The following is a 23,333-nucleotide window of genomic DNA, read 5'->3' as shown; positions in this document are numbered from 1 at the left end:
CGTCGGGTCGATGGGTGAAACAGGTAAGATACGCATTGAGACTACACCGAATGGCAGACACTTTCAGTCCCCTATTCGTCGGGTCGATGGGTGAAACTTGGCCGCGGGGTACGCGCACGCTATCCCTCCTCCCCTTTCAGTCCCCTATTCGTCGGGTCGATGGGTGAAACTGGCTCGGCTTCCTCGGGCCGTGCCTCATCGGGCGGTCTTTCAGTCCCCTATTCGTCGGGTCGATGGGTGAAACCTCGAAGTCGTACCGTTGCCACCCGGCCCGCTCCAGCTTTCAGTCCCCTATTCGTCGGGTCGATGGGTGAAACCCCCGGCCGTCGATGATCCCCGCGCCCACACATGTAAACTTTCAGTCCCCTATTCGTCGGGTCGATGGGTGAAACGATTGACGATCCCAGGCACGTTCTCACCAAGTACCCAACCTTTCAGTCCCCTATTCGTCGGGTCGATGGGTGAAACAGGTGCGGCGTGGAGCTTACTGTCTGCCCCCACATCCCCTTTCAGTCCCCTATTCGTCGGGTCGATGGGTGAAACCTACGATTCCCGGCGCGTCAAGATCGAACACTTCTCTTTCAGTCCCCTATTCGTCGGGTCGATGGGTGAAACGATGGCTTTGGACGGCAGCCTAACGCCGCAAAAGCCTTTCAGTCCCCTATTCGTCGGGTCGATGGGTGAAACTCCATAAAAAGAGACTCGACCGGCTCTCCTAACACTCTTTCAGTCCCCTATTCGTCGGGTCGATGGGTGAAACAGCAGGTTCTTGCCCCAGTCCCAGGCGGCCTTGATCCTTTCAGTCCCCTATTCGTCGGGTCGATGGGTGAAACGTGAAGGGAAGTTTTGAGACGGAGATTTCCGGTTGGGCGCTTTCAGTCCCCTATTCGTCGGGTCGATGGGTGAAACAAGGGGGACCAAGGATGCCTGCGAGATGGTTTATCTGCCCTTTCAGTCCCCTATTCGTCGGGTCGATGGGTGAAACGATGATCCAGGCGGCAAGTGAGCGAGTGCCGAGCCTCTTTCAGTCCCCTATTCGTCGGGTCGATGGGTGAAACTTTCGTTTCGGAGGGCTATGCGTACATCCAGAGAGCGCTTTCAGTCCCCTATTCGTCGGGTCGATGGGTGAAACCTTACGTAGTCCGGATCAAACAACTCCCCTTCCGACACCTTTCAGTCCCCTATTCGTCGGGTCGATGGGTGAAACGAAGGCTAACCGAAGCGCAAAAGTTGGAGTCAAGAACCTTTCAGTCCCCTATTCGTCGGGTCGATGGGTGAAACCATATCTGGTCTAGGTGGAGGAGCATTTGAGATTGACCCTTTCAGTCCCCTATTCGTCGGGTCGATGGGTGAAACTGGCCGTGGACCGTGACCATAAAGACCCCCAGGGCAATCTTTCAGTCCCCTATTCGTCGGGTCGATGGGTGAAACTGGAACCCCTGTGCCACGAGTGCCACAGCAGGCACACCTTTCAGTCCCCTATTCGTCGGGTCGATGGGTGAAACCGGTCGAAGGTGCGATTCTGGTGGATATGCTGATCTCTTTCAGTCCCCTATTCGTCGGGTCGATGGGTGAAACCCTTGACCGCCGTTAGGGCGGTCTTTTAATGCCGGAAGCTTTCAGTCCCCTATTCGTCGGGTCGATGGGTGAAACCACGGTTACGTTCTGAATGGCCTGCCAGCGCTCGGTAACTTTCAGTCCCCTATTCGTCGGGTCGATGGGTGAAACTCTTAGAGATCACGACACCTTATCCGCTCGACCCCGACTTTCAGTCCCCTATTCGTCGGGTCGATGGGTGAAACGCTACTCGTGATTTCGATCTGCTCGGCCACGAAGACCTTTCAGTCCCCTATTCGTCGGGTCGATGGGTGAAACTAGCTGTTGCAACCACCGTCTTCGAGCGCGAGTTTGGCTTTCAGTCCCCTATTCGTCGGGTCGATGGGTGAAACGAGTTACTAGCGGCCCTGCGTAGAGTGGTAGATGTGTGCTTTCAGTCCCCTATTCGTCGGGTCGATGGGTGAAACCCCACGGTCGTCCGCCGGGTCCGGCACGATCTCCGCCTTTCAGTCCCCTATTCGTCGGGTCGATGGGTGAAACCCGGTACCAACCCGGACCTGATAGATAAAATCCTTCTTTCAGTCCCCTATTCGTCGGGTCGATGGGTGAAACCTTGCTCTTTGTGCGCTTGTGCAGCCCGTCTTGGCTTTCAGTCCCCTATTCGTCGGGTCGATGGGTGAAACGATGGCCCTTCGAGCCTGCGTTAGCGGACTTACGTAGTCCTTTCAGTCCCCTATTCGTCGGGTCGATGGGTGAAACTGAAGTTCAGGGTCAGACCGGTGCCGGGTACCTCATCTTTCAGTCCCCTATTCGTCGGGTCGATGGGTGAAACAACAGTTGATCCAAACCCGTTTCCTCCTTCTTGGGGCTTTCAGTCCCCTATTCGTCGGGTCGATGGGTGAAACAGACCCCGGCGGCCTAAAGAAAAGCCAGGCAGTGCAAGGCTTTGCGCTCTCGTTTCTGTTGTCCGGCAATGTCGATTCTTCGAAAATGGTTACGCTGCACAAAAACCCCCCTCATTTGCGAAAAAACCCGAGGATTCTAAAACCCTTGCTGCGCTTAGTAATCGTCCACATCCTCAATAGGAGCAACGACCGAAATCACCATTCGGCCGCCCACCAAAACATACGATTTGCGAAAATCACCCGCGACAGATCCCGCAGCAAATTTCAGCCCCCTATTCTTAGCCGGCACACCTCATAACAGTAGCATTTGTCCGGACACTCATCCGGAAGTCCGGGGTCGATTTCTTCGTGGATCATCCGCATTCGGTCGTCCCTGGCCTCGATAAACCACTGGCGCAGCTCGTCGTCGATAATGTGGATGTCCTTGCGCATCACCAGCCGGCCGTTGCGTATCTCGGCGTAAACCACGCAGCCCAGGTTTACCGGGAATTCGTAGATGGCCTCCATCGCCAGGGCATACCCCGTGGTCTGCAACCGGTGGAACTTGTGCTGTTCGCCGAATTTCAAATCCAGAATCAACGGCTCGCAAAAGCTGAGGGCATCGGCGCTGAGGTTGGAGCTTAGCCCCAGGAACGAACCGTCCAGTTTCTGTTCAACCACCACGGGGATGGCCAGGTTCACCAGGGAGTCCTCGCTGATATACGGTTGCTTGACCAGACACTCCTGAATGCGCGCGATGACCCGCGCCTTCTCGAAATCCGCAACAACCCCGGCCTCCGAGGCGAGCCTTTCCTTGTCTGCGGGCGTCAGGCCTTTGGAATATGGTTCGACATCCAGACCCGGCAATTCCTGCAGTTCCCGGACAATGATGTGGTGTTTGGCAACACCATGATGATAAATGAGACGTTTGGCGTTGACCAGCACGTGCACCATTGCCGCATGCAGAGCCGTGCCGCGCAGCATGGCCGGACCGGCCGGCGGCCGGATGCCGCGCACGCGCCGCAAGTAGAGGTCCCGGGCCGTCGGGCAGTAACCGGAGGCCACTTCCGATACACCGAGCCGCAGCTCGTAGATCGGGGCCAGCGGCGGCTGGTGCCAGTTCCACCCCCGGAGCTCGTCGGCCACGCCCTGTTCCCGGGCCTTGGGCAAAAGCCCGCGCACCAGAAACTTCCGTTCCTCGTCGGTGAAGAAATACATCACACCACATCCCCGCAGTAGTTCCGGTATTCGCAGTCCCGGCACCTTCCGGTACGGGCGGGAGGCGGCGGGAACAGCTCCCGTTCGACCATGTGCCGCAAGCGGGCGATGACCCGCCGTACAAAAAGGCGGGCATTGGAGGTGATGTCCACCGGGTATACCCGGCGTCCCGGCAGGAAATACAAGAAACCCGTGCGCACCGGCTTATTGTAAGCGTCCTCCAGCAGCATCGCGTAACTCACCAGCTGGTACTTATGGTTCAGGCCGGGGGGCGCCGCAGAGTTCTTAACCTCCACGGGGAAATACCCGGCAGGCGTCGCGAGGTGCAGGTCCAGGGTCCCCTCCAGGCCCAGGCGTTCCGAGTACAAGCGGGTGCGAAAGCGGCGCTCCCCTTTCTCCAAACCGTAGGCGGTGAGTTTGCGGCGGCGCTCAAGGCGCTCGAACTCCAGGTGTTCTTCCTTGCCATAAGCCATCTTGGCGGTAGTCTTGCGGTCGACCGGAACCACATAGGTGTAGTACACGATGCGCGGACAATAGAAATACTGTTTGATGTCGCCGACTTTGAAGATCATCCCGCCTTGGCCTTCTTCCCGCCGGCTCTTCTCGCCTTGGCCAGGTGGTAATCCACGACCGCCTCGTCGCTCATCCCGTCCGTCGCACCAAAGACCTCAATCTCCCTCTTGAGGCGCAGGTCTTTGTCACAAACGGGGCAGATCATAATCTTGCCCTCGTGTCTTCCCAGCGTGCGCGTGAGGCGGGCGACCAACTCCTCCCGCAGGTTATGGTTAAGGTCGCCGAAGAAAGCTGAATACTGGATGTGCGCCAGCCCGTAATCCTTGCAGGCCTCCATCACTTTCTTGCGGATGCGGTCGGAGACGATATCGTAGATGACCAGCGTCTGCACTCTACCAACCCCCCACGAAGGGGCGGTAGTTGCCGTCGCCCCGCAGGTAACCCGCCAAACGCCTGGCCTGCCGCTGGATGATCGACTTCAGCCGGTGTTTCTTGCCCTCATAGTTCTCTTCCGCGTCCAGCCGCTCCATTACGCGCCGGCGCAGGTCGCGCAGCGTCTCCGCCGCCAGGCGGTCCTCTTCCATGGCAATCTCGGCGCCCTTGCTGACCATGGCCACAACGATCCTGTCCACGACCTGGGCGCGAAACTCCTCGACGAGGTCCAGCACCAGGCTGGGCTTACCCGGCCGGTCGGTGTGCAAAAAGCCCGCGAACGGGTCGAGACCGGCCAGCAACACCGCGCTCCACACCTGGTTGTACAAAATGCCGTAGCCGTAATTCAAGGCGGAGTTGACCGGGTCGGTCGCCCCGCGCCGCTCCCGGCCGGGAAAATCGGCCTTACCTTCCAGGAGCAGCCCGATACCCTGCCAGTAGTGGTGGGCTGCCCGTCCCTCCACGGCCAGGAGCTGCCCCCGGACCTGGTCCACCGAAGCCCCGTCGATACCGGCCAGGTCGGCCCTGGCCTTATCCAGCTGCGTCAGCACGGCGGAAAGAGCCTGATACTTGGCGGTATCGCTGGCGCGCCTGTACTTGCCGAAATACTTCAGTACATTGGCCTGGTTTTTGATCTTGCCTTCGACGAAAGCTTTGCTTGAGCCGACTCCCCGCTCGTCCAGGTAGGCCAAAAGCTGCTGGCGCCGGGTTTGGGCCGTTCCGACCAGGTTGGGCGATGTCAGCTTTGCGTAAGGCCTGCCAGAGAAAGACAGAAAGCTGATCTGGATACCGTACTCGCTGCATTCGTGAATGACGTCGGACGACAGAGAGATCCCGTTGCTGGCGATCGTGATCTGTTCGATGTCGCGAAAAGGCGTCTCGCTGATTACCTGGCCCTTCTGTTTGATCAGCAACCGCTCGCTCTTCTTGCCCAGGGAAACGCCGAAGTCCTCAACGACAAGATGCACTGGTAAGCCACACCTCCCGCCACAATACTGTATGGTGAGGTGTATTTTACCAGCATTTGACGGCAGACCGCAATATTTGGGCGAAACTAGTGGTTTTTCGGCAAAATTAGTGGTTATGCGACACTAGTTCATTTCAGCTGTCCCAGCCCCAGAACATCCCTCAGATATGCCCGCGCATGGGGGAGGCATGGTAAGCAAAATACGACGGGACATAGTTCGGCACGCGAACGTCGACCGGGAAAAGCGCAAAGCTATTTTCAGCTCGACGCCCACCACCATCTCGTAGTCCAGGGCCTTATCTTTCACCACCGCCGCGGGATTGACGTATACGGTCACGTCCGGGCTGTTGTACGCCAGGTGCTCCAAGGCCGACCTATGGGCATAGGCAAAGACGATCTCCGGCCGTTTCCCCAGCTTCCGAGCCAAGAACTCAAGAGTCTGATTGATGTCAAGGTTGCCTTACATCGTACTACTCCTCATTGCCTAGGTATTATCCAAGCGCTTCGACTAGCGCATCAAAATCCCCGAGACTACCGCTTGAAAAGTAATGGACTCCATCCTAAGACCCTACACACCTGAAATGCGTATAGTGCCTGCTGCTTGATGAATACCGGTAGGGCAGCAAGGTCGGAACCAAGACGCGAAAGGTACCCAATCCTGATGGTTTAGCAGAATAGGTGTTGATCCGGTCAAATCCATCCCTGTCCCGTACGAGCGCCTCACCGAAGTCGTCTAGATAGTTAGTAGCCCTGTAGCCCCCGCCGACGATATCAGCCTGACTTTCCGGGCAACTATAGCCTTTAGGCAATCCACCCTTGTGATACTCCGCCCCCAAGAACTGCATAAACGAGCCCCGCTTTCCGATGTAGTTAACCCTGGCCGCTACTTTTTTCAAACCGTCAATTTCATCATCCGTTAGACCATCAACTGCCAACGCGATTTTCAGTTCACCATAGTAGAAACAGAATTCGCGATAGGCAATTGTCGGGGCGTAAATACCCTTAGCAGCTCCTCGCTCCTCTTGTTTGATTTTGATGAACGTATTCTGAACCACACAATCTCTTGGAGGCCCAATCCGAATCTGGCGCCCCTTAATCAAGTCAAATACCCATCTCGCCTTGGCGACCGCTGTCTCCCCTTCATACATCCTAAAACAAGCGTCGATAAGCGCCAACTTCACAGCGTAGGGAGTGGGAATCAGCAGAGTCTTACCGCCCTTGTTGGTGGCGTGGGTCATACGTAAGGAGAACAGGCTCGTTGGTTCGTAACGCAAAATCAGCCAAGAACTGTCGTCGTGATTAGCCATCCTAATCCCCCCAGGGTTCAACAGCTTTAATAATCTCACTCATTACTCTGCTGTAATCTCCAAGCCCTTCAAACCGGCTGATCTGTATATGTTCCGCGTCGAATAGACTGTTCAGATTACTAGTTATCACCTCGATCTCCCGGTCATAGCCGTTATTTAAGGCGCTTACCGTCGGTGCGGGCAAAGAATTTGCAGAAGTAGCTACAACCCCACTAAAATCTACAATGTGAGGATGCTGGGTGTTCCTATGTGCACCCGTTGGCTTGATGAACGTGTAAAGTACACTTCTTAATAGGGCCTGTACTCGCTTTTTCCTTTCGTCGCTACCAAGATCATATTCCAGCGTTATGTCGTTGCGCCCAACCCGGTACAGATCAACATTAAGAACCACGGCATACTGACCGCTCGATGCCGGACGGTGGAAAAGGTTTTGGCCGAGGTTCTGTTCGGACCCTGAACCTGCGCCACGACCTTCAGGAACATATTTAGCATGAATGTATGCTTCGGTACGCGTCTTCTCAGGACGGCCCACAACCCACCCAAACTCAATACATGACTTTCGGGCCAATGATTTTGAACCTGCCCAGCCGGTGAGGAGAATGCCTTCGCAGTCGTCGATCACGCAAGCCTTAAGCACTTGGCTAAGATTGTATGAGTCCATCTTGCCGTTCTTCTTGGCTTCGGCATATTCTTTGCTTTTCTCTACTTGTGCAGCCAAGTCAAAATCTCGGGCGATACGGTTGGCGTCAAACTGGGAGCACCCAGCACATAACGGAAGCCCGGTCAGTTTTGCCTCCTGGAAAAGGTGTTCAGCCTGGATATGTTTAAACATATCGCCGGAAATCGCATTAACAGTCTGCAAGGTCCCGCTTTCATCCACGATTTCAACCATGCGGGTCATCATGGTGTTTCCTTCAGAGCCCTCGTTGTTCAAGGCGTGAAGATTTAAAGTAACAACACCCGATATTGCAAGTGAATGCAGCTTCATCTGAATCCCTCCTCAGTCTTCCTGAAAATTGTCGTCGGGAGAATCCGCCTTGGCTGTCTTGGCGTAACCATAGGCTAACAGAAGCATACCTACCAATTCCGCGCCACGTTTATCAATCAGTTCAATTACTTCATCCAGGTGTTGTGTCTTTACTTTGTGGTGTTTGGGAACGCCGCCATCCATTTTATCCATTTTCTCGCTTTCCCAGTTGTAGTCCTGGACGAATTCGCACAGCGCGGCCACAAACTCTTCCTTACCCGCTTTCATTTTTTGTTTCCACTTCTGTGCCAACCCAAAGCGGACCTCACGCCGCGGGGACTGCTTCTTCTGCTGCGACGCCATAGCATACACCGTCGCCGATCTGATAGCCATAGCAATATTGTTGAAGCCCTCCGTTCCTGTGATATCTTGCATCTGGTACCCCCTCCCTGTAATTGTATCCAACCCAATTGTTGTCATAGCTCTCGCCCACTCATTCTGACCCCATTGCCCTACCAGGTGCAGGGCAAACCGGTAGCAGAATTCCAGAAAATCCATAAGGTTGCCTGTCATCAGCCACTTGCGGTATTGCTGCAACACCGGAACATCCCCCGAACGATCCTCACGGAGGGAACGCAGACAGCCTGTGACTCCGTCGCGCTGCTTGTCGCCGATGTGCTCACGGATGACTGCGATAAAGGCATTGGCGTCGTCCCGATCGTTAATGGGGAACCAGGACGGTAACGTAGCAAACGAGTAGTTCATCAGCGCCGCCGCCGTCCCGAGACTCTGAAAATAAGCCTGGTGCAACCCGCGAATAACCTCCGCTGGTCTCCTCCTGTGAAGAGCAATGCTGTTCCCCAGCACGTCGGAATGCTGAATCAGCAACTGTGTAAGATACAAAGCCGCCTCAATATCCAGGCGGATACTGCCCCAAAGGTTTCGCTGCAGAAGCTCTCTGTGTAGGGTTTCAAGTTGGCTCAGCCTGATGTCCGCCGGTTCGATAACAAACACCTTGAAGTCACTATCCTGCCTATAGGGGAGCATTGCGCGGTAGGCTCCACGGAACTTTAACCACTCGGCGAAAGGATCAAGCACCTTGTCCGAGATACTGCCGGGCGTTGTCGAGTCCGGCTTGGACCGATGCACACCCTTGCCGGAGATCGGGTTGAAGACTTGGCTATTGCTCACGGCGGGGGCATCTATTTCCTCAGAGACTACCACTCCAAGGTTCTTAGCTATCCATAAGGACGTGCGCTCAGAATCTTCCATAAGCCAAAGGTAAAGTTGCTTGTCGGATGACCAGCCTTTACGCATAGACGCCAAAAACAGTGCCATCCCGTACTCGGTCGCTGGTTGAGGCGGTTCGACGAGGCCTTGTTCGGCAAGCGCACGCATAACGGCATCTCGTTTGTTGCCGGTGGCCCGGCGGAAGTCCTTCAGTTGGTCGGCGCGCTTCTTTTCTTTTTCGTAATCAAGGACATTGCCCGGCGGCCGCTCGCCATCAGCCTTGAGATATATAAAAGGGTATCCCGGACTGATAGGTGGCCATTGTTCAAAAGGAGGTAGCTCACTGGTGTCTAACAAGAAGCGTTCGCCACAATCCTGCACCTGTACGCCTTTACCCGTGATTTCCTCAAGCAGACTGGCCAGGCCTACCGCACGCAGCGTGTCGGCATAGGTCATGGTGTACTTGGGAACCTCAAATCTCACTCTCTCCCTCCTTTCGCGCTGCCTGCCTGATCGGCCAGACGCAACAAACGGACGATGTACCAATAGAGAGGCAGCCAGTCTTGATCTTCTTCACGCGATGCCATGAGTAATTCTCTGGAAAACTCACCACCTTTCCCCAAGGCAATATCCGTAGGCCGGTCGCGCAAACCCTCGACCTGCGGTAGTTGCGAAGCCGCCAACAGATCATTAATTGTAGAAGCAGCTTCAGGTATTAGCTTAAAGCGTCCCAGTGTTTTGGCGTGGCCTGTATGGTGGCGCGCAATCGCTGTGACAACACAGGCTGCAACTTCGTTGCATTCCTGAAAGAGCTTAAAAAGATAATCACAGCAAGCATAAGCACCTTCAAGCGCGTGGTTCGGTCGTTTCGGAAACCTGCAAAGTTCATGCCAGTCTTTTTCCGGGTCGTAGTCGGAGTGAGCGAGAGGTTTATCAGGTAATCGGCCGGTCTTAAATTTCTGCCAGGCCCGAACCGCCTGCTGCCACTCTTCGGAAAGCTTACCAACATCGTGAAAGATAATACCAAGCCGTTCAGCAATCTTGATCGTCTCTTGTCGGACGCCAAGGACCCGTACCAAAAACTGCTGCGCACAAGTACATTTTGCACTTAACTCTTCCATCTCTTTCAGTACGGTCTGGACATGCTGGACCATTGTCTCGCAATGATAACGATAGCGCTGTTGAGAATTTCGCGGGATGTAGTGAAACGGTATTTCTTGTCCGGCCTCGCCTAATCTCAGCCCCAGATCAGAGGTATAGCGGGCATAAACAGGGTTGATAACAACTAGCCATACTATGGGAGGAGCCATAGTAAACCGCTTCCAGCGAAAGCGTAAACCACCTTCATTATCGCTGTCCCCGTCTAATTCCGTAGGGACGGCGACCACCCAAACATCTGTACCTTTGAGTTCAACGCAACGCAAAAAACTGTGCAAGGTAGCAGCAGGAACAGAGAGCATTTCAGGCCAGCGATCAGGCAAATCAAAACGTATCGCTTCCGGATCCGACGTGATTAGAATATTGACAGTGTTCACATCACGGATCAGTCTTTCTGGCGCATCCGGTAGAAACCCATCCATCGCTAGGTTTACATCCTTGCGCCATGAACGAAGGTTGAACCGCCTCAGGACTTCACTTTCAAACGGTCCATGAACAGAATTCACGACATTCCGTTCCGTAACAGCAGAGAATAGTTCTCCGGACAGCGGAGTCAATACATCTAGGGTCCGCTTCACTTCCATAGCTGGATACGGTGCTGGATTATCGACCGGATACACCCTGACTGTACCTTTCCCGCCATAGCGGGCGCAGCGTCCCGCACGCTGGATTAAGCTGTTTGCCGGCGCCAGTTCAGTGTGGAGACAATCAACCGAAAAATCCATGCCTGCTTCAACAACCTGAGTGCTGACAAGGATGAAGTTCTCTGGGAGATCCTGACTTTGTTTACCAAGGCGCGCTATTACCTGCTCCTCCTTACCGGCCCTGTCTTCACGAAAAAACCGTGAGTGTAGCAGACAGACGCTAACATCAGGTGGTTTAACCCGCAGTAATTCTTTGTAGAAATCCTGTGCACGGCTTACCGTATTGGTCAAAACCAGGGTCCGGCGATGCCCGCCTGCCAAATGGTCACTAATGACTCTGGCTGCAGTCAGCGGCTCGTACTCGACCAACCACATACGTTGGGTAGCACCGCGCTTCTTTCTGCTGTCGATTTGCGCGATTTCAGCATCACTGGGCTCAACCACAGCGGCGTTTAAGCGTTGGGCCAACCATTTTACCGCCTCGTCTGACAGAGTTGCCGTCATCAGCACAAACCGGCAGTAGTCCTGCAGGCGGTCAAGCATCTCAATGGCTGTAGTCATAGAGCGCTCAGGGTCAAGCAGGTGAAACTCATCGAAGACGACTAGACTTCCGACCAAGGCGCCGGCATTCATATTTGCTAAACGCGGATTAAGCGATACCGGAGTCAGTAAGTAAGAAGAAAGTAACTGGTCAATCGTTGTGAATACGATGTCTCCCAAGAAAAACGGGTCGTTCTGTCGCTCCCCGGTCTGGAGCGTTATTTCAAGCCGACCTGTTTTCTTTTCGCCGGGCTCATCACTAACTGACCAGCCCGCATTGGAACAAGACGCCAGGGTCGAAGCATGAAGCTGTGACGCCAAGGACCTTAACGGCAAAGCGTATAAGACCCTATCACTGATGGGTTCACCAACATGCCTTGCATAAAGGAAAGGAAGAAGCGCTGCCCACGTCTTGCCCCCACCGGTTGGAGCGCGAAGAATAACACTCCGACCATCCAATAACTCCATTGCTGTCTGCAGCTGAAAGTCGTACAGCGCGAGCGTCGAGTCAAACATTAGTTCACGGAAGAGCTGATTAAGTTCGTCTAAGAGGGTCATCCTACCCGCTACCTCCAAGCATATATAAGGAAAGGTGGCATATTCTCTAACTAATTAAGAGCCAAGACCAAACAAGTCATAGAAAGAATTACAATTGCTAGGCTTAAAAGAAGGGATATAGCTTTCACACTTCTCCACACCCTAATCAAATTCTTGAAGATATCTATATGCAAAAGGGTGTAGGATGTGCCTCGCCACGCCGTAACCAGTGCCATATTCCTAGCCATAGTCATTGCCAGTTTTCATTTTGTTTGTAACCTCCGTAAAAAAGGAGACTGAAAGAATCCAAGTCTCGAAGTCACCTTATTTGACCCGATGAATAGGGGACAACCTTAATCAGGCTTTGCCAGCGAATTGACCTAACAGAATTACCTTGTCCTTCACCCCTTCCCGCATTCCCTTTCCGACATCTGTCCGGCCAGCCAGAAACCCAGGAAAAGGCTCAGCAGAGGGGACAGGCCCGATCCGGTCTGCACCTTAGGTGAAGGCGTCTGGTCGCTTTCACCGAAGGACGTCGCCAGCATTCCTATGGTCATCAGCACCGCCCCCGTGCCCGTCAAACACATCCAAAACGCAAACGGCAGGCCGAACAGGGAGTGAAAGATCGCTGCCGGGATGGCGGCGAGGCCGAGGGCCAGGCCGAAAAGAACGGCGATACAGGCAAGGAGTCCGATCAGGATTAACAGCATGACAAGGATGAGCGGTGAAAAAACGACGGCTGAAACGGCTGCGGCGATGGTGTAAAAGAGGACCTTTCCGACGGTGCGTACTAGTCGCGGGACCAAGAACAATCCCCCCAAGATTTACGAGGTGAGACAGCCTGATTGTATGCTCCGATCATAAACCTCCCCGCGGACATAAGCTGTCAACGTACAAAAAATTTTTTTGGACGGTTCAGAATCGGCGGTTAAACGTGCTCTCTTCAAAGCCTGACCACGTATTTCCCCAACCCGAAGACGGTACCCTTCCCGACGTGCAGGTGCTCCCCGAGCAAGATCAGCGGCAAGAACTCCGTCAAGTCTCCCTCATACACCACGGACCCGACGAGGCCGCCCAGGGCGATCCGCGTGTCCTGCCGCGCCGAGTAGCGTTCCCAGTCCGCCCAGCACGTGCCTGATTGCACAGTATTAACAGCCTCAGCCCGGGCGATCAGGCCGGCGAAGTCGGCCCGCCATTCCCGGCCATGATGGAAATAGGCCAGGGACGAAATACGGCGCAGGAGCCCGCGGACCAGGATGTGGAAGTCCGGGCGGTTCGCCCAGCGTTCCTGGTGTTTTAAGCGGGTCGGCGTGAGGAATTCGAGTTCGATGCGGGTGCATTCGCCGGCCTGGCGGGCACGTTCGAGGATGTCGGCGCCGGTGATGTTGGCAGGAGCAGGGCGTACTGTGCGGTCGTCGGAGCGAAACACGGTAAAAGCGGCTCCATCCGGGTCAAGGGCCTGCACTTCCCGCAACTGACACGGACGGCGGCCCTTGCCGAGTCCTTCCCGCCCGAGTTCATCCAGGCAGACGATAAAATAGGGCAGGTAGCTGACCGCCCGCCCGATGAGCACAAGGCCGAAGGCCAGGCTCTCGCCCGGCGCGTACTCGCACTTTGTTTCAAGAGGGGGTTCGATAATAAAAGGCCGCGGGACGGCCTCGAGGTTCTTCAGGACCCGGGTGTCTCCCGGCGGCGAGGTTTCGAAGACGTAGGCGTAGGGGCAAGCTTCCTTAAGCATGCAGCCCCGGCAGTCGCCACGGCGCTGGGCGCAGGCGATGCGCCGGAAGATCCGGCCGAAACCGCCGCGCAGGGTCGAGCCCTTGTAAGGCGGCAGCAAAAGACCCCGCTCCCCGGCCTCCAGGACGACCCGGTAGCGGGCGAAATAGAAGTCCTTGAGTTGGGCAAAGTCCGATGCGGACAAACCCGGAACACTTCCCTGCTTTTGCTAATGGATACAGTTATTCGACAAAAAACCAGGGAACTCCTGCTTGCAATGGCATATTATGCTATTCCCGGTCATCATCCTCTTCTTCTTCATGCGTTCCCGGCTCAGCAAGCTCGGTAACGCTGAGCAAAGGTTCCTCGCCATAGAGGTATTTGAGGTGAGTGCATTATTCCTGAATAGCCCAAAAGGAGTCGCGGGCTTTTCAGCGAAAAGTTGCAACGACAAGCAATATGCTTTTGGCAGCGTAAAGCAGGCAAAATTGCTGGTGCGAAACGGCCGGGCAGGAGCGGCAGTCCGGCGCGCCGCCGGCCGAGCGACGGCCGCAGGCAGGAATGACCAAGGAAGCAGCTCCGGGGACAAGCCGGAATGGGCAAGCGCGCGGCACAAGGGAAGCGACAGATGACCAAAAAAGCCCCTTGCGAGACGCAAGGGGCTTTTTTCTTGATCTTAAAGAATTTGGCGCCCCGCTGAAACTATTTGAAGGCTAGTCGGTTAATAAAGGTTAGGGAGGCTTGACATCCGACAGCCACGGCCGAAAGATCTTGGAATTCGCGCAGTGATTCCTTCGAGTCCGACGACTGACGACTGAATAGGGAGGGCTCCGGTGGACAGTCCCGATCACAAGCTGATCCTGCGCTGCCGCGAGGGCGACGACGAAGCCTGCCGGCTCCTCCTCGCCCGCTACGAGGGCTACGTCTACCGACTCTGCTACCGCTTCGCCGGGACGCGCGAGGATGCCCTGGACCTGACCCAGGAAGCGCTTTGGAAGGCGCTGGTCGGTCTGGACGGGTTTCAGCTCAACCGGCCTTTCCAGCCGTGGCTGCGGAAGGTCACGGTGAACGTCTGCCTGGACGCCCTGCGCCGCACGCAACCTAAGACCGTTTCGCTCGACCAGCCCATAGCCGAGGACCTGGTGCTGGGAGACACCCTGGCGGACAGGACACAAGACCCCGCCGCCGTTGCCGAATGGCGCGATGCGCGCGAGATCCTGCAGGAGGCGGTAAGCCGGCTGCCGCCCCAATACCGCTTGGTGCTCGTGCTGCGGCACCAGGAGGGGCTGAGCTATGAGGAGATAGCACAGACCGCCGGCCTGCCGCTGGGTACGGTCAAGACGCACCTGTTTCGCGCGCGCCGGCAGCTTCGGCAGGCGCTGGTCGGGGTCTACGGATGGGAGGAATAGCGTTGCCGTGTGATTTTGCCGCCCTCCAGGCCTTTCTGGACGGGGAACTGAACGAGAAGGATGCCGGCGCCGTGCGGCGCCACCTGGCCGCATGCCCGGCCTGCCGCCGGGAGCTGTCCCGCCTCAAGCTGCTGTGGCTGGAGCTGGAACAGCCGCAAGACGTCGACCTGCCGCCGGAACTGCCTTTCCTGCGCCAGCAGGTGGTCGCCCGCGCCGGAACAGCCAGGAAGAAAGCGGAGCGCGCGGCCGGACCGGGCCTGTGGGAGGCGCAGAGGCTGGCCTGGCAGCCCGTCCTGGCCGCGGCCTCTTACGTGCCGGGTTCCCGCCAACTAGGAAGGCTGGCCCGGACGACGGGGCGGGGGCTCCCGAAGCTGGTGCGGGGCGGATTGGCCGTGGCCGGAGTGCTGTCCCGGAAGGGGCGCGGCAAGAAATGAGCTGGATGGCAGCGGCAGCCATTTTAACCTTCATCCTTCTGCCGTTATTGTTGCTGAGCGTCCCGTTGACTTTCCAGGCGCGGGGGCGGTTCGGAACGGAGGATCGCTCGGTGCAGTGCGAGGCGGCCTGGACCGGGGGTTTAGTCGCCGCAAGCATCGCCGCCTCCGGAGGGAAGCCTTCCTTCACCCTGCGCCTGGCGGGACTGCCCATCCCCGTCCCGCACGGCAAACCGGGGGTTGGAGTCAAGAAAAAGCAAAGGGAACCCCGAAAGCAGAAACACAGCGGCAAACGACAGGGCTTTCCCCTTACTAAAACCTTGGCCCTGCTGAACCAAAGCCTGCTCTCCGTGCTGCTCAGCTACCTGCGGAAGCTGGTCCGGGCGCTTAACCTGCACCTTGAACTGAACGGTGTCTACGGCACGGACGACCCGGCCCTGACCGGGGCCCTGGCCGGGTTGGTGGCTATCCTCCCCAGGGGGCGGCTGAAACTCGACCTGGAGCCGGACTTTACCGGCTCCGTCCTGGACGTGTCCGGCACCGTCCGCGCGCGTATCGTCCCGATTGTAATCTTGTGGCTTACGGCCCGCCTCTTGCTGACCGGGCCGGTCCGCAGGCTGTGGTGGCCGAAAGTTTTGAAAGTCTTTAAGAAAGGTCAAAGAATAAAGGAGGTTGCACAACATGTTTAAAGAAGACGTGGAGGCTTTGGTATCCCGCCTGGAAAACCTGATTTCAACGAAGACGGTGGTCGGCGAGCCCATCGTCAGCGGCAGCGTTACGGTCGTTCCCATCCTGACCGCGACCCTGGGGTTCGGCGTCGGCAGCGGCGAGGGGCACGACGACAAGCACCAGGGCGGCAAGGGCAGCGGCGGCGGAGCTGGGATGAAGCTCTTCCCTACAGCGCTCCTGGTCATCCAGGGCGACAACGTGCAGGTGTACTCGCTCGCCCACAAGGGCACCCTGGAAAAGTTGGCCGGGATGATCCCCGAGGTGCTCAGCAAGTTCAAGCCTCAGGAAGAGGGAGAGTAACAACGTAAGTCCCGCTAAACCGGTAAGCCCCTTTCTTCTTGGAAGGGGCTTATTATTTTTTTTGTTAGATACTTGACTTAGTCAACTATTGGTGCTATGTTCCGGACAAGGAGGTTTTGCCAATGACCAGTTGCCCGGCTGACTCGACGATCGCCCGCGTGCGCAGGTTCAACAGGTTTTACACGAGAATTCTCGGTCTGCTGGACCGTCATATCCTTGACAGCCCTTTTTCCCTGACCGAAGCCCGCGTGCTTTTCGAGATCGCCAACACCAGGGGTTGCACTGCCACCAAGCTAATCGAGCTCTTAGAAATCGACCCCGGGTATCTCAGCAGAATGCTCAAGAAGTTTGAGAAGCAAAACCTTATTTTTAAGGAGAAATCCGCTAGCGATGGGAGGTTTCATTTTCTTCATCTAACCAGAAAAGGAAGGGACGTCCTTGCCAAACTCAATGAGAGCGCGGATCGGCAAATCGCCAAGCTGATCGGCTCCCTGTCCGGAGACCGGCAGGCAGCGCTGGTAAAAAGCATGGCAAGAATAGAAGCCGTTTTGTCGGGCCAACCCGACAGTTCCATTGACAGTTCGGTGACCATCCGCACGCACCGGCCGGGCGACATAGGTTACGTCGCCTACCAGCACGGGGTCTTGTACGCCAAAGAGTACGGGTTTGACCTGACTTTTGACTATTACGTCGCCCGGGGCCTGGTTGAGTTTTTGGAGAACTACGACAGTGTAACCGACCGTTTGTGGCTGGCGGAGTATGACGGTCAAATCGTCGGCTCCATCGCTATCGTCGGAAGGGGCGGCAACACGGCCCAGCTCCGCTGGTTCCTGGTCGAGCCCGGCTTCCGGGGCCGGGGTGTGGGCAGGAGACTGATGGCAGAGGCTATGAACTTTTGCCGGGAAAGACAGTTCGCCAAGGTCTTTCTCTGGACCTTCGACGCCTTACACGCGGCGCGGCATCTTTACCAGAGCTTTGGCTTTCAGCTAACCGATAGGAAAGAGCACGACGTATGGGGGCGGCATTTGGTCGAGGAACGATGGGACCTCGACCTGGGAAGGGCTTAAGGTCCTTAGAGCCGGACTGAGGAGTTGACAGCCGGTAAGCAGCGGACATATACTTGTCACAACAATTTTTGGAGAAGAGGAGCGTTAGTTTTGGCCGCAAACCCCCACAGTTCGCCTGCTGTACCCGACGGAACCCCGCAAAAGCGCCCTTCCCTCTGGACGCGGGATTTCGCCCTCGTCTGCCTGTTCAACCTCGCGATCTTTATCAGCTTTCAGATGCTCATGCCGACCATCCCCGTTTACGTCGACCGTTTGGGCGGAAACCAGGCCGTCATCGGCCTGGTCACCGGTATCTTCACCGTTTCCTCCGTCGCGCTCCGCCCCTGGACGGGCCTGGGGCTGGACCGGTACGGGCGGCGGGGCATCTGGCTGGCCGGGACACTGGTCTTCGTGCTGGCCGTCGCCGGCTACAACTGGGCCCTTTCCATCGCTCTTTTGATGATGCTGCGCGTCGTGCACGGCGCTGGCTGGGGCGTCCTGACCGTCTCGGCGGCCACGGCGGCCACCGATCTCGTTCCGCCTCCCCGGCGGGGCGAAGGGATGGGCTTTTTCGGCCTGGGCGCCAACCTGGGCATGGCCTTCGGACCGGCCGTGGGTTTTGCCGTCGTCAACCGCTTCGGCTTCCCCAATCTTTTCTGGGCTTCGGCCGTACTCGCCGCTCTGGCTTCGCTGCTGATCTTTGTTGTTCGCCTGCCCGAGGTCCGCAAAGGACAGGGCGCGCCGCCGCCGGCGCTGTGGGAGCCGACCGCCGTCAAGCCGGCGCTGCTGATGTCCTTCGCCACTTTCATCTGGGGCGGCGTCGCAACCTTTATCGCCCTGCACGCCGCGGAGCACGGCATCGCTAACGCCGGGGTGTATTTCACGGCCTACGCCGTCACGCTGTTGTTGACGAGACCGACAATGGGAGCGCTCTTCGACCGCTGCGGGCACAGGGTTGTGCTCGTCCCCGGGTTCTTACTCCTGGGCATTTCGATGGTCATCCTGGGGCTGGCTGACAGTCTTGCCGCGTTCCTGGGGGCGGCGGTCGTCGGCGGCCTGGGCTTCGGATCGCTGCACCCGGCCCTGCAGGCCCTGGCCGTCGCGACTTGCGCGCCCACCCGGCGCGGGGCCGCGCAGGCGACCTTCACCGCGTCCTTCGACCTGGGCATAGGCGTTGGAGCCGTGGCTCTGGGCCTGCTGGCGCAGTTCACCGGCTACGGCGGGATGTTTTTGGCCTCGGCGGGGATGGCATTGGCCGGGCTCGTGACCTACCTCGCGGTCGGCGTGGACGGCATGCCCGCCGGAAAGAGGAACGTTCCGCCAAGCTGAAAGGGGATAGCCGGTCATTCCGGCCGGTAAGCACCGGGGGGATAGACATACGGCTGCGGCGGGGGTTCGATCGCATCCACCGCGGTGACTTTTAGGATCGTCAGCGGCCTCTGCATGTAAACACCTTCCCCGAGCGTCCCCTCGACCCTGACCCAGGCGCCTTCCGCGACGGGACAGCCATCCTCGGACTCGCAAATCAGGCCGACGGGAACGGCGTCGGCGGCGCAGCAGATGAGCAACAGGCGTGTCACGGCGAACTGGTTGTCCCGCATCCCCTTGTCCCGGTGCACCATGCCGCTGATAACGACCCTCTTGCCCAGGTGCCGCGCCGGGTTGTCGTGCGTGATCTCCTTTAAGGCGGCGGCGAAGTTCTCTTCGCGTATTTCGATGACGCCCTCAGCGTCGTTGCGAGAAAACCTTTCCGCCTCCGCCCCGCCGTATTCCCCCGCCGGTGCGACGGTCAGCCCGCGTTTTTCGATGGTCTGTGCGCCCAGGTAACCGACGGGGAGCACGGCGCTGATCAGCACCGGGCTCAGAATGAGCAAAAGGCCCGCGATACTCCAAGCATTGAGCTTTTCGGGCTTCGTAAACCGCCGGCACTGGAACAGGGCCAGGAAAAACAGCGCCCCCGCCGCCAGCGAAACGGCCGGGAAGAAACGCGGGTGCACCAGGGCGGCAACCATCCCGGAGTCCGCGAGCCCGTCGACCCACCAGGCCAGAACCAAGAGCGCCAGGCACCGCAGAACGGCCATAGCGTTAAACATGCGCCGTCGCCTCCCCCGCCAGGATGTTGACCAGCCAGGCCGCGGCTAAAACCGCGACGGTCACGACGACGATCAGGGTCGTCACGAACCGGCCCTTGAAAACGCTGTATAAGAGAAAGGTGTTTTTCAGGTCCAGCATCGGGCCGTAGACCAGGAAGGCCAGCAGCGCCCCCGCCTTGAAGTAGTAGTTGAAGGCCGCCGCCACAAAGGCGTCGGCCTCGGAACAAAGGGAGACCACGTAGCCGAAGAACATCATGGCCGCCACCGACGTCAGGTCGCCCTGCCCGACGGCGAGCAGCGTCTCCCGGGCCAAGACGGTACGCAGCAACGCCGCCAGAAAGACGCCGACCACCAAGTACTTCCCCACTTCGATCAGCTCGTCGCCGGCGTGCAGCATTACGTCGCCGCACTTCCCGAGCAGACCCGGCCGGCCGCTCCCCTGGCAGGAGGCGCCGTGGTGGTGACCGCAGGCGCAGGCCGCCGGCAGGACGTACATCCCGCCGCGCAGCGGGTTTCCCGCATAGAAGGTACGAAAAAAGGCGCCGGCGGCCAGGGCGATCAGCATGCCGAGACCCGCCCGCAGGAAGGTTATGGCGAAATTGTCGGGAAAGGCGTAGTAGGTCGAAGCCAGTACGATCGGGTTGACGATGGGGGCCGCCAGCAGAAAGGCAACCCCGGCGTAGACGGGCGCCCCCTTGCGGATGAGTCCCCGGACGATGGGAACGATGCCGCATTCGCAGATGGGCAGCAAAAAGCCCGCCGACACGGCGACCGCCAGGGCGGACCGGGAACGGGAGGCGAAAAGCCGGGCGATGAAATCATCGGGCACGAATACCGCAACCACCGCCGAAATCAGCGTACCCAAGAGCAAGAAAGGCAAGGCTTCCACAAAGATGCTTATAAAAACGACCGCAAACTCCGCCAATCAGTTTTTCCTCCCGGACGCGCCGCCTTCCCGGTTCAAGAGTAATCCCGCCGCGACAGCGGTTATCGGTATGGCTATAATCAATCCTATGCTGCCGGCCAGGGCCCGTACAACCTCGGTGGCGATCAAGTCCAAATTGATCACCTTGACCAGCGGGGTCCGGTAGGCCATGAGCACGAGCATAAGGGGGATAGCCGCGCCGGTGTAGGCCAGAATGAGGGTGTTGGCCATCGTGCCCATGATGTCCCGGCCGACGTTCATTCCCGCCTGCACAAGGCGTATCAGGCTGATCGCCGGGTTGACCTTCTTGATTTCGTCCATGGCGGAGGCGATGGACATGCCCACGTCCATCACCGCGCCCAGGGCGCCGATGATGATACCCGCAAACAACAGGCCCTTGATGTCGAAGTCCACTCCCTGGGGGATGTACATCAGCATGGCGGCTTCTTCCTCGCTGAAGCCGGTGAGGTGCGCCGCATGGCCGACCGCCAGGGCCAGCACCCCCGCCAGGACGACCCCGCCCGTCGTGCCGATGACGGCGGCCAACGACTTCTTCGTCCACCCCCCGATAATCACAAAGGTCACCGCCGTCACCGCCGCGGCGACCAGCACGGTCACGGCGATGGGGTTGTGGCCTTTGAGCAACAGGGGCAGTAGCACGGTGGCGATGGCGACGCCGGTAATACCGAGCGCCACAATGGACTTAGCCCCTTTTATCCCGCCCAGAGCCGCCAGCAGGACCACAAAGGCCACCGCCAGATACACCAGGTGGCGCTCCCTCACGTAATCCGCGATATAGGCGTCGACGATCTCGCCCCCGCTCGCTTGCACCTGCAGCAACACCTCGTCGCCCCTCTTGAAGACCATGTCGTAGGCGAGATGCCCGGTGCCGGTGTTGACGACCGACAGCACCCGCCCTTTGAACGGGCCGTCAAGGATCTCGACGGTGACGTTCTGTGTCTCCTTGATAAAACCGTCCGTTTGCTGTTCCAGAGACGGGACGCTCTCCACTTCGGCGACATCCACGACCCTGGCCCGGAAAACCTCGCCCTCGTCGATGTCCTGCGACCCGTCCTGCGCCCACCCTGCGGGACACCAAACCAGCGCCGCGATCAACAGCAAAATCACCAGTCTGAACCCCATACGCCGCTCCTTTCCCTCCTTCTAAATCTCAAACGAAACCTAAACTACAGGCGGTTTGAACCTCATCTGCCAATACGACAATGTTTTTCCTTGACTTAGCATAGCACAGGTAGTATCAGTGTAGTTAGGAATATTATTATTTAGTAGGAGGAATCCTATGCTCACCCGGATCAGGATCACAACCCTGGTGGCGCTTTTGGCGGTAGTGCTTGCGGCCGCGGCCGGCTGCGGATCGACCGAGCAGCCGGGACCGAGAGCCGGCACGGAGAAGGATAAAATCATCGTCGCGGCGTCGATCTTCCCGCTCGCCGACATTACGAAGCAAATCGCCGGGGACAGGGCGGACGTCATTACAGTCCTGCCGCCGGGCGCCAGTCCCCATACCTTTGAGCCCACCCCCGACCAGGTAAAGAGGCTGAGCAACGCTTCCCTGCTCATTCAAATAGGCGCGAACCTCGACGATTGGGCGGCCAAAGCCGTCACCTCCGCCGCCCCCAGCGTGACCGTCGTCAAGGTCGCGGACGGAGTAAAGCTGCTTGAGCCGGCCGAGGAAGAGCACCACCACGAAGGTCACGAAGGAACCGAAGGCCAGGAGAAACATGAGGAGCAAGCCGAAGAAACCAGGCATCATCACCACGGCGGTCCCAACCCCCACATCTGGCTCGACCCGGTGATCGCCCGCGACCGCATCGTCCCCGCCGTCACCGAAGGGCTCTGCAAGGTCGACCCCGAAGGCGCGGAAATTTACCGGCAAAACGCCCGCAAGTACCAGGACGAGCTGACCGCCCTCGACCAGGAAGTCCGGCAGCAAACCGTGCCGCTGACGAACCGCAGCTTCATTTCCTTCCACAACGCATGGACCTACTACGCCGCGAGGTACGGGCTGAAAGAGGCCGCCGTCATCGAACAGTTCCCCGGCCAGGAACCGCCCGCGAAGTGGCTGGCCGAAGTTGTGGAAACCGCCCGGAAGACGGGAGCCAAAACCGTCTTCGCCGAGCCCCAGCTGAGCAGCAAGGCGGCCGAGGTCATCGCCGCGGAGTTCGGCGGCAAGGTGCTGATCCTGGACCCGCTGGGCGACCCGGGGCTGCCCGACCGGGACGGCTACCTCAAGCTGATCCGGTATAACACGGCGGTATTGGTCCAGGGCCTGAAATAGCGCAGCATTATCGTGGGTATAAGGTAAGGCCGTTCGCTGTAAATAGCAAACGGCCGCAGCGAAAGTCCGAGGCCGGGAACAACAATCCGGCCTCTTGTTTTTAGAAAGTCAGCATCTTGTCGGCGCGGGCGATGAGATCCAGGAACTCTTTCATATTGGACAGGGGGGCCAGCTCGCAGGTGACGTTGTGTCGTTGCAGGCATTTGCCGCAGGCGATGATTTTCCCGCCGTTTTTTACAAACTCCGCTGCCTGTCCAAAAACGTCGTAGGCATCGCTGTCGATGTCCTCAAACTTCACGCCGTCCCCGATCAGGAAAACCTCCACCGCGTGCCCGTTGACCAAAGCGGCGTTCCCGAAACGGAAACAGTCAAAAGCTTTTTGCGCGCCAGAACCCTGCAGCATGACTCCAATCAGCACAATTGTGCACCTC

Annotated in this window: 23 protein-coding genes and 1 CRISPR repeat array (1 of these 24 cut by a window edge); of the genes, 8 read left to right on the top strand and 15 right to left on the bottom strand. The window is 57.9% G+C overall.

Annotation, left to right across the window (positions count from 1 at the left end):
• A CRISPR array of direct repeats spans positions 1-2,462; the repeat unit is 37 nt; unit sequence CTTTCAGTCCCCTATTCGTCGGGTCGATGGGTGAAAC (it extends 6,488 nt beyond the left edge of the window).
• 264 nt (positions 2,463-2,726) lie between these two features.
• The 11 genes from cas4a to cas6 form a co-directional block, all read right to left on the bottom strand.
• Positions 2,727-3,659: a type I-A CRISPR-associated protein Cas4/Csa1 gene (gene cas4a / locus ACPV0M_RS11805; RefSeq protein ID WP_425620820.1), complete on the bottom strand. Its 933-nt coding sequence runs from the start codon at positions 3,657-3,659 to the stop codon at positions 2,727-2,729.
• Entirely contained in the window at positions 3,659-4,231 is a 573-nt protein-coding gene (gene cas4 / locus ACPV0M_RS11800; protein WP_425620819.1) for a CRISPR-associated protein Cas4, read from the bottom strand. Before cas4 ends, cas4a begins: the two co-directional genes overlap by 1 nt.
• Positions 4,228-4,563 (bottom strand): CRISPR-associated endonuclease Cas2, encoded by a 336-nt coding sequence (cas2, locus tag ACPV0M_RS11795; RefSeq protein ID WP_425620818.1) that lies wholly within the window; start codon positions 4,561-4,563, stop codon positions 4,228-4,230. Before cas2 ends, cas4 begins: the two co-directional genes overlap by 4 nt.
• 1 nt (position 4,564) lies before the next feature.
• Complete coding sequence (gene cas1, locus ACPV0M_RS11790; RefSeq protein ID WP_425620817.1) at positions 4,565-5,572, bottom strand: CRISPR-associated endonuclease Cas1; 1,008 nt, start codon at positions 5,570-5,572, stop codon at positions 4,565-4,567.
• 123 nt (positions 5,573-5,695) lie between these two features.
• Positions 5,696-5,998 (bottom strand): hypothetical protein, encoded by a 303-nt coding sequence (locus ACPV0M_RS11785; protein ID WP_425620816.1) that lies wholly within the window; start codon positions 5,996-5,998, stop codon positions 5,696-5,698.
• A gap of 133 nt (positions 5,999-6,131) precedes the next feature.
• Positions 6,132-6,878, bottom strand: coding sequence for a hypothetical protein (locus ACPV0M_RS11780; RefSeq protein WP_425620815.1), 747 nt, complete (start codon positions 6,876-6,878; stop codon positions 6,132-6,134).
• 1 nt (position 6,879) lies between these two features.
• Positions 6,880-7,866, bottom strand: coding sequence for a DevR family CRISPR-associated autoregulator (locus ACPV0M_RS11775; protein WP_425620814.1), 987 nt, complete (start codon positions 7,864-7,866; stop codon positions 6,880-6,882).
• A 12-nt stretch (positions 7,867-7,878) separates the two neighbouring features.
• A complete protein-coding gene (locus ACPV0M_RS11770; RefSeq protein WP_425620813.1) occupies positions 7,879-9,558 on the bottom strand; it encodes a hypothetical protein in 1,680 nt (559 codons plus the stop codon).
• Complete coding sequence (cas3, locus tag ACPV0M_RS11765) at positions 9,555-11,975, bottom strand: CRISPR-associated helicase Cas3' (protein WP_425620812.1); 2,421 nt, start codon at positions 11,973-11,975, stop codon at positions 9,555-9,557. The genes ACPV0M_RS11770 and cas3 overlap by 4 nt, the downstream gene beginning before the upstream one ends.
• Before the next feature lie 380 nt (positions 11,976-12,355).
• Positions 12,356-12,760: a hypothetical protein gene (locus ACPV0M_RS11760; RefSeq protein WP_425620811.1), complete on the bottom strand. Its 405-nt coding sequence runs from the start codon at positions 12,758-12,760 to the stop codon at positions 12,356-12,358.
• Between the two features lie 137 nt (positions 12,761-12,897).
• Positions 12,898-13,875, bottom strand: a complete 978-nt coding sequence (gene cas6 / locus ACPV0M_RS11755) for a CRISPR system precrRNA processing endoribonuclease RAMP protein Cas6 (RefSeq protein ID WP_425620810.1) — start codon at positions 13,873-13,875, stop codon at positions 12,898-12,900.
• Between the two features lie 67 nt (positions 13,876-13,942).
• Between cas6 and ACPV0M_RS11750 the strand changes: the two genes are divergently transcribed.
• From ACPV0M_RS11750 to ACPV0M_RS11720, 7 genes are all read left to right on the top strand, one after another.
• On the top strand, positions 13,943-14,302 hold the full coding sequence (locus ACPV0M_RS11750) for a hypothetical protein (protein ID WP_425620809.1): 360 nt from the start codon (positions 13,943-13,945) through the stop codon (positions 14,300-14,302).
• 201 nt (positions 14,303-14,503) lie between these two features.
• Positions 14,504-15,079, top strand: coding sequence for an RNA polymerase sigma factor (locus ACPV0M_RS11745; RefSeq protein WP_425620808.1), 576 nt, complete (start codon positions 14,504-14,506; stop codon positions 15,077-15,079).
• Between the two features lie 2 nt (positions 15,080-15,081).
• A complete protein-coding gene (locus ACPV0M_RS11740) occupies positions 15,082-15,513 on the top strand; it encodes an anti-sigma factor family protein (protein ID WP_425620807.1) in 432 nt (143 codons plus the stop codon).
• Positions 15,510-16,199, top strand: coding sequence for a hypothetical protein (locus ACPV0M_RS11735; RefSeq protein ID WP_425620806.1), 690 nt, complete (start codon positions 15,510-15,512; stop codon positions 16,197-16,199). The genes ACPV0M_RS11740 and ACPV0M_RS11735 overlap by 4 nt, the downstream gene beginning before the upstream one ends.
• Positions 16,192-16,539: a GerW family sporulation protein gene (locus ACPV0M_RS11730; protein ID WP_425620805.1), complete on the top strand. Its 348-nt coding sequence runs from the start codon at positions 16,192-16,194 to the stop codon at positions 16,537-16,539. The genes ACPV0M_RS11735 and ACPV0M_RS11730 overlap by 8 nt, the downstream gene beginning before the upstream one ends.
• A gap of 122 nt (positions 16,540-16,661) precedes the next feature.
• Positions 16,662-17,606: a bifunctional helix-turn-helix transcriptional regulator/GNAT family N-acetyltransferase gene (locus ACPV0M_RS11725; RefSeq protein ID WP_425620804.1), complete on the top strand. Its 945-nt coding sequence runs from the start codon at positions 16,662-16,664 to the stop codon at positions 17,604-17,606.
• Positions 17,607-17,696: 90 nt separating this feature from the next.
• Positions 17,697-18,914 (top strand): MFS transporter, encoded by a 1,218-nt coding sequence (locus tag ACPV0M_RS11720; RefSeq protein ID WP_425620803.1) that lies wholly within the window; start codon positions 17,697-17,699, stop codon positions 18,912-18,914.
• A 14-nt stretch (positions 18,915-18,928) separates the two neighbouring features.
• Here ACPV0M_RS11720 and ACPV0M_RS11715 read toward each other — a convergent pair whose 3' ends face one another.
• Genes ACPV0M_RS11715 through ACPV0M_RS11705 form a run of 3 tightly spaced genes read right to left on the bottom strand, consistent with a single transcriptional unit; the run spans position 18,929 to position 21,746 of the window.
• On the bottom strand, positions 18,929-19,678 hold the full coding sequence (locus ACPV0M_RS11715) for a TIGR03943 family putative permease subunit (protein ID WP_425620802.1): 750 nt from the start codon (positions 19,676-19,678) through the stop codon (positions 18,929-18,931).
• Positions 19,671-20,603, bottom strand: coding sequence for a permease (locus tag ACPV0M_RS11710; RefSeq protein ID WP_425620801.1), 933 nt, complete (start codon positions 20,601-20,603; stop codon positions 19,671-19,673). Before ACPV0M_RS11710 ends, ACPV0M_RS11715 begins: the two co-directional genes overlap by 8 nt.
• Positions 20,604-21,746: a YibE/F family protein gene (locus tag ACPV0M_RS11705; RefSeq protein WP_425620800.1), complete on the bottom strand. Its 1,143-nt coding sequence runs from the start codon at positions 21,744-21,746 to the stop codon at positions 20,604-20,606.
• Between the two features lie 157 nt (positions 21,747-21,903).
• Between ACPV0M_RS11705 and ACPV0M_RS11700 the strand changes: the two genes are divergently transcribed.
• Positions 21,904-22,902: a metal ABC transporter substrate-binding protein gene (locus ACPV0M_RS11700; protein WP_425620799.1), complete on the top strand. Its 999-nt coding sequence runs from the start codon at positions 21,904-21,906 to the stop codon at positions 22,900-22,902.
• A 100-nt stretch (positions 22,903-23,002) separates the two neighbouring features.
• Here ACPV0M_RS11700 and ACPV0M_RS11695 read toward each other — a convergent pair whose 3' ends face one another.
• Positions 23,003-23,320 carry a DsrE family protein gene (locus tag ACPV0M_RS11695; RefSeq protein ID WP_425620798.1) on the bottom strand — a complete coding sequence of 106 codons (318 nt, stop codon included), beginning with the start codon at positions 23,318-23,320 and terminating at the stop codon, positions 23,003-23,005.
• Positions 23,321-23,333 lie beyond the last annotated feature (13 nt).

This window comes from Desulfosceptrum tomskiensis, from assembly GCF_049818055.1.
Taxonomy (GTDB): Bacteria; Bacillota; Desulfotomaculia; order Desulfotomaculales; family JASEER01; genus JBFLVT01.
Note: the sequence above shows the minus strand (reverse complement) of the source record. Positions and strands in the feature narration are given on the sequence as shown.

Coding starts and splice junctions, on each gene's coding strand:
- cas4a (WP_425620820.1), bottom strand. CDS start 3,659: ATGTATTTCTTCACCGACGAGGAACGGAAGTTTCTGGTGCGCGGGCTT.
- cas4 (WP_425620819.1), bottom strand. CDS start 4,231: ATGATCTTCAAAGTCGGCGACATCAAACAGTATTTCTATTGTCCGCGC.
- ACPV0M_RS11780 (WP_425620815.1), bottom strand. CDS start 6,878: ATGGCTAATCACGACGACAGTTCTTGGCTGATTTTGCGTTACGAACCA.
- ACPV0M_RS11775 (WP_425620814.1), bottom strand. CDS start 7,866: ATGAAGCTGCATTCACTTGCAATATCGGGTGTTGTTACTTTAAATCTT.
- cas3 (WP_425620812.1), bottom strand. CDS start 11,975: ATGACCCTCTTAGACGAACTTAATCAGCTCTTCCGTGAACTAATGTTT.
- ACPV0M_RS11735 (WP_425620806.1), top strand. CDS start 15,510: ATGAGCTGGATGGCAGCGGCAGCCATTTTAACCTTCATCCTTCTGCCG.
- ACPV0M_RS11730 (WP_425620805.1), top strand. CDS start 16,192: ATGTTTAAAGAAGACGTGGAGGCTTTGGTATCCCGCCTGGAAAACCTG.
- ACPV0M_RS11725 (WP_425620804.1), top strand. CDS start 16,662: ATGACCAGTTGCCCGGCTGACTCGACGATCGCCCGCGTGCGCAGGTTC.
- ACPV0M_RS11715 (WP_425620802.1), bottom strand. CDS start 19,678: ATGTTTAACGCTATGGCCGTTCTGCGGTGCCTGGCGCTCTTGGTTCTG.
- ACPV0M_RS11705 (WP_425620800.1), bottom strand. CDS start 21,746: ATGGGGTTCAGACTGGTGATTTTGCTGTTGATCGCGGCGCTGGTTTGG.
- ACPV0M_RS11700 (WP_425620799.1), top strand. CDS start 21,904: ATGCTCACCCGGATCAGGATCACAACCCTGGTGGCGCTTTTGGCGGTA.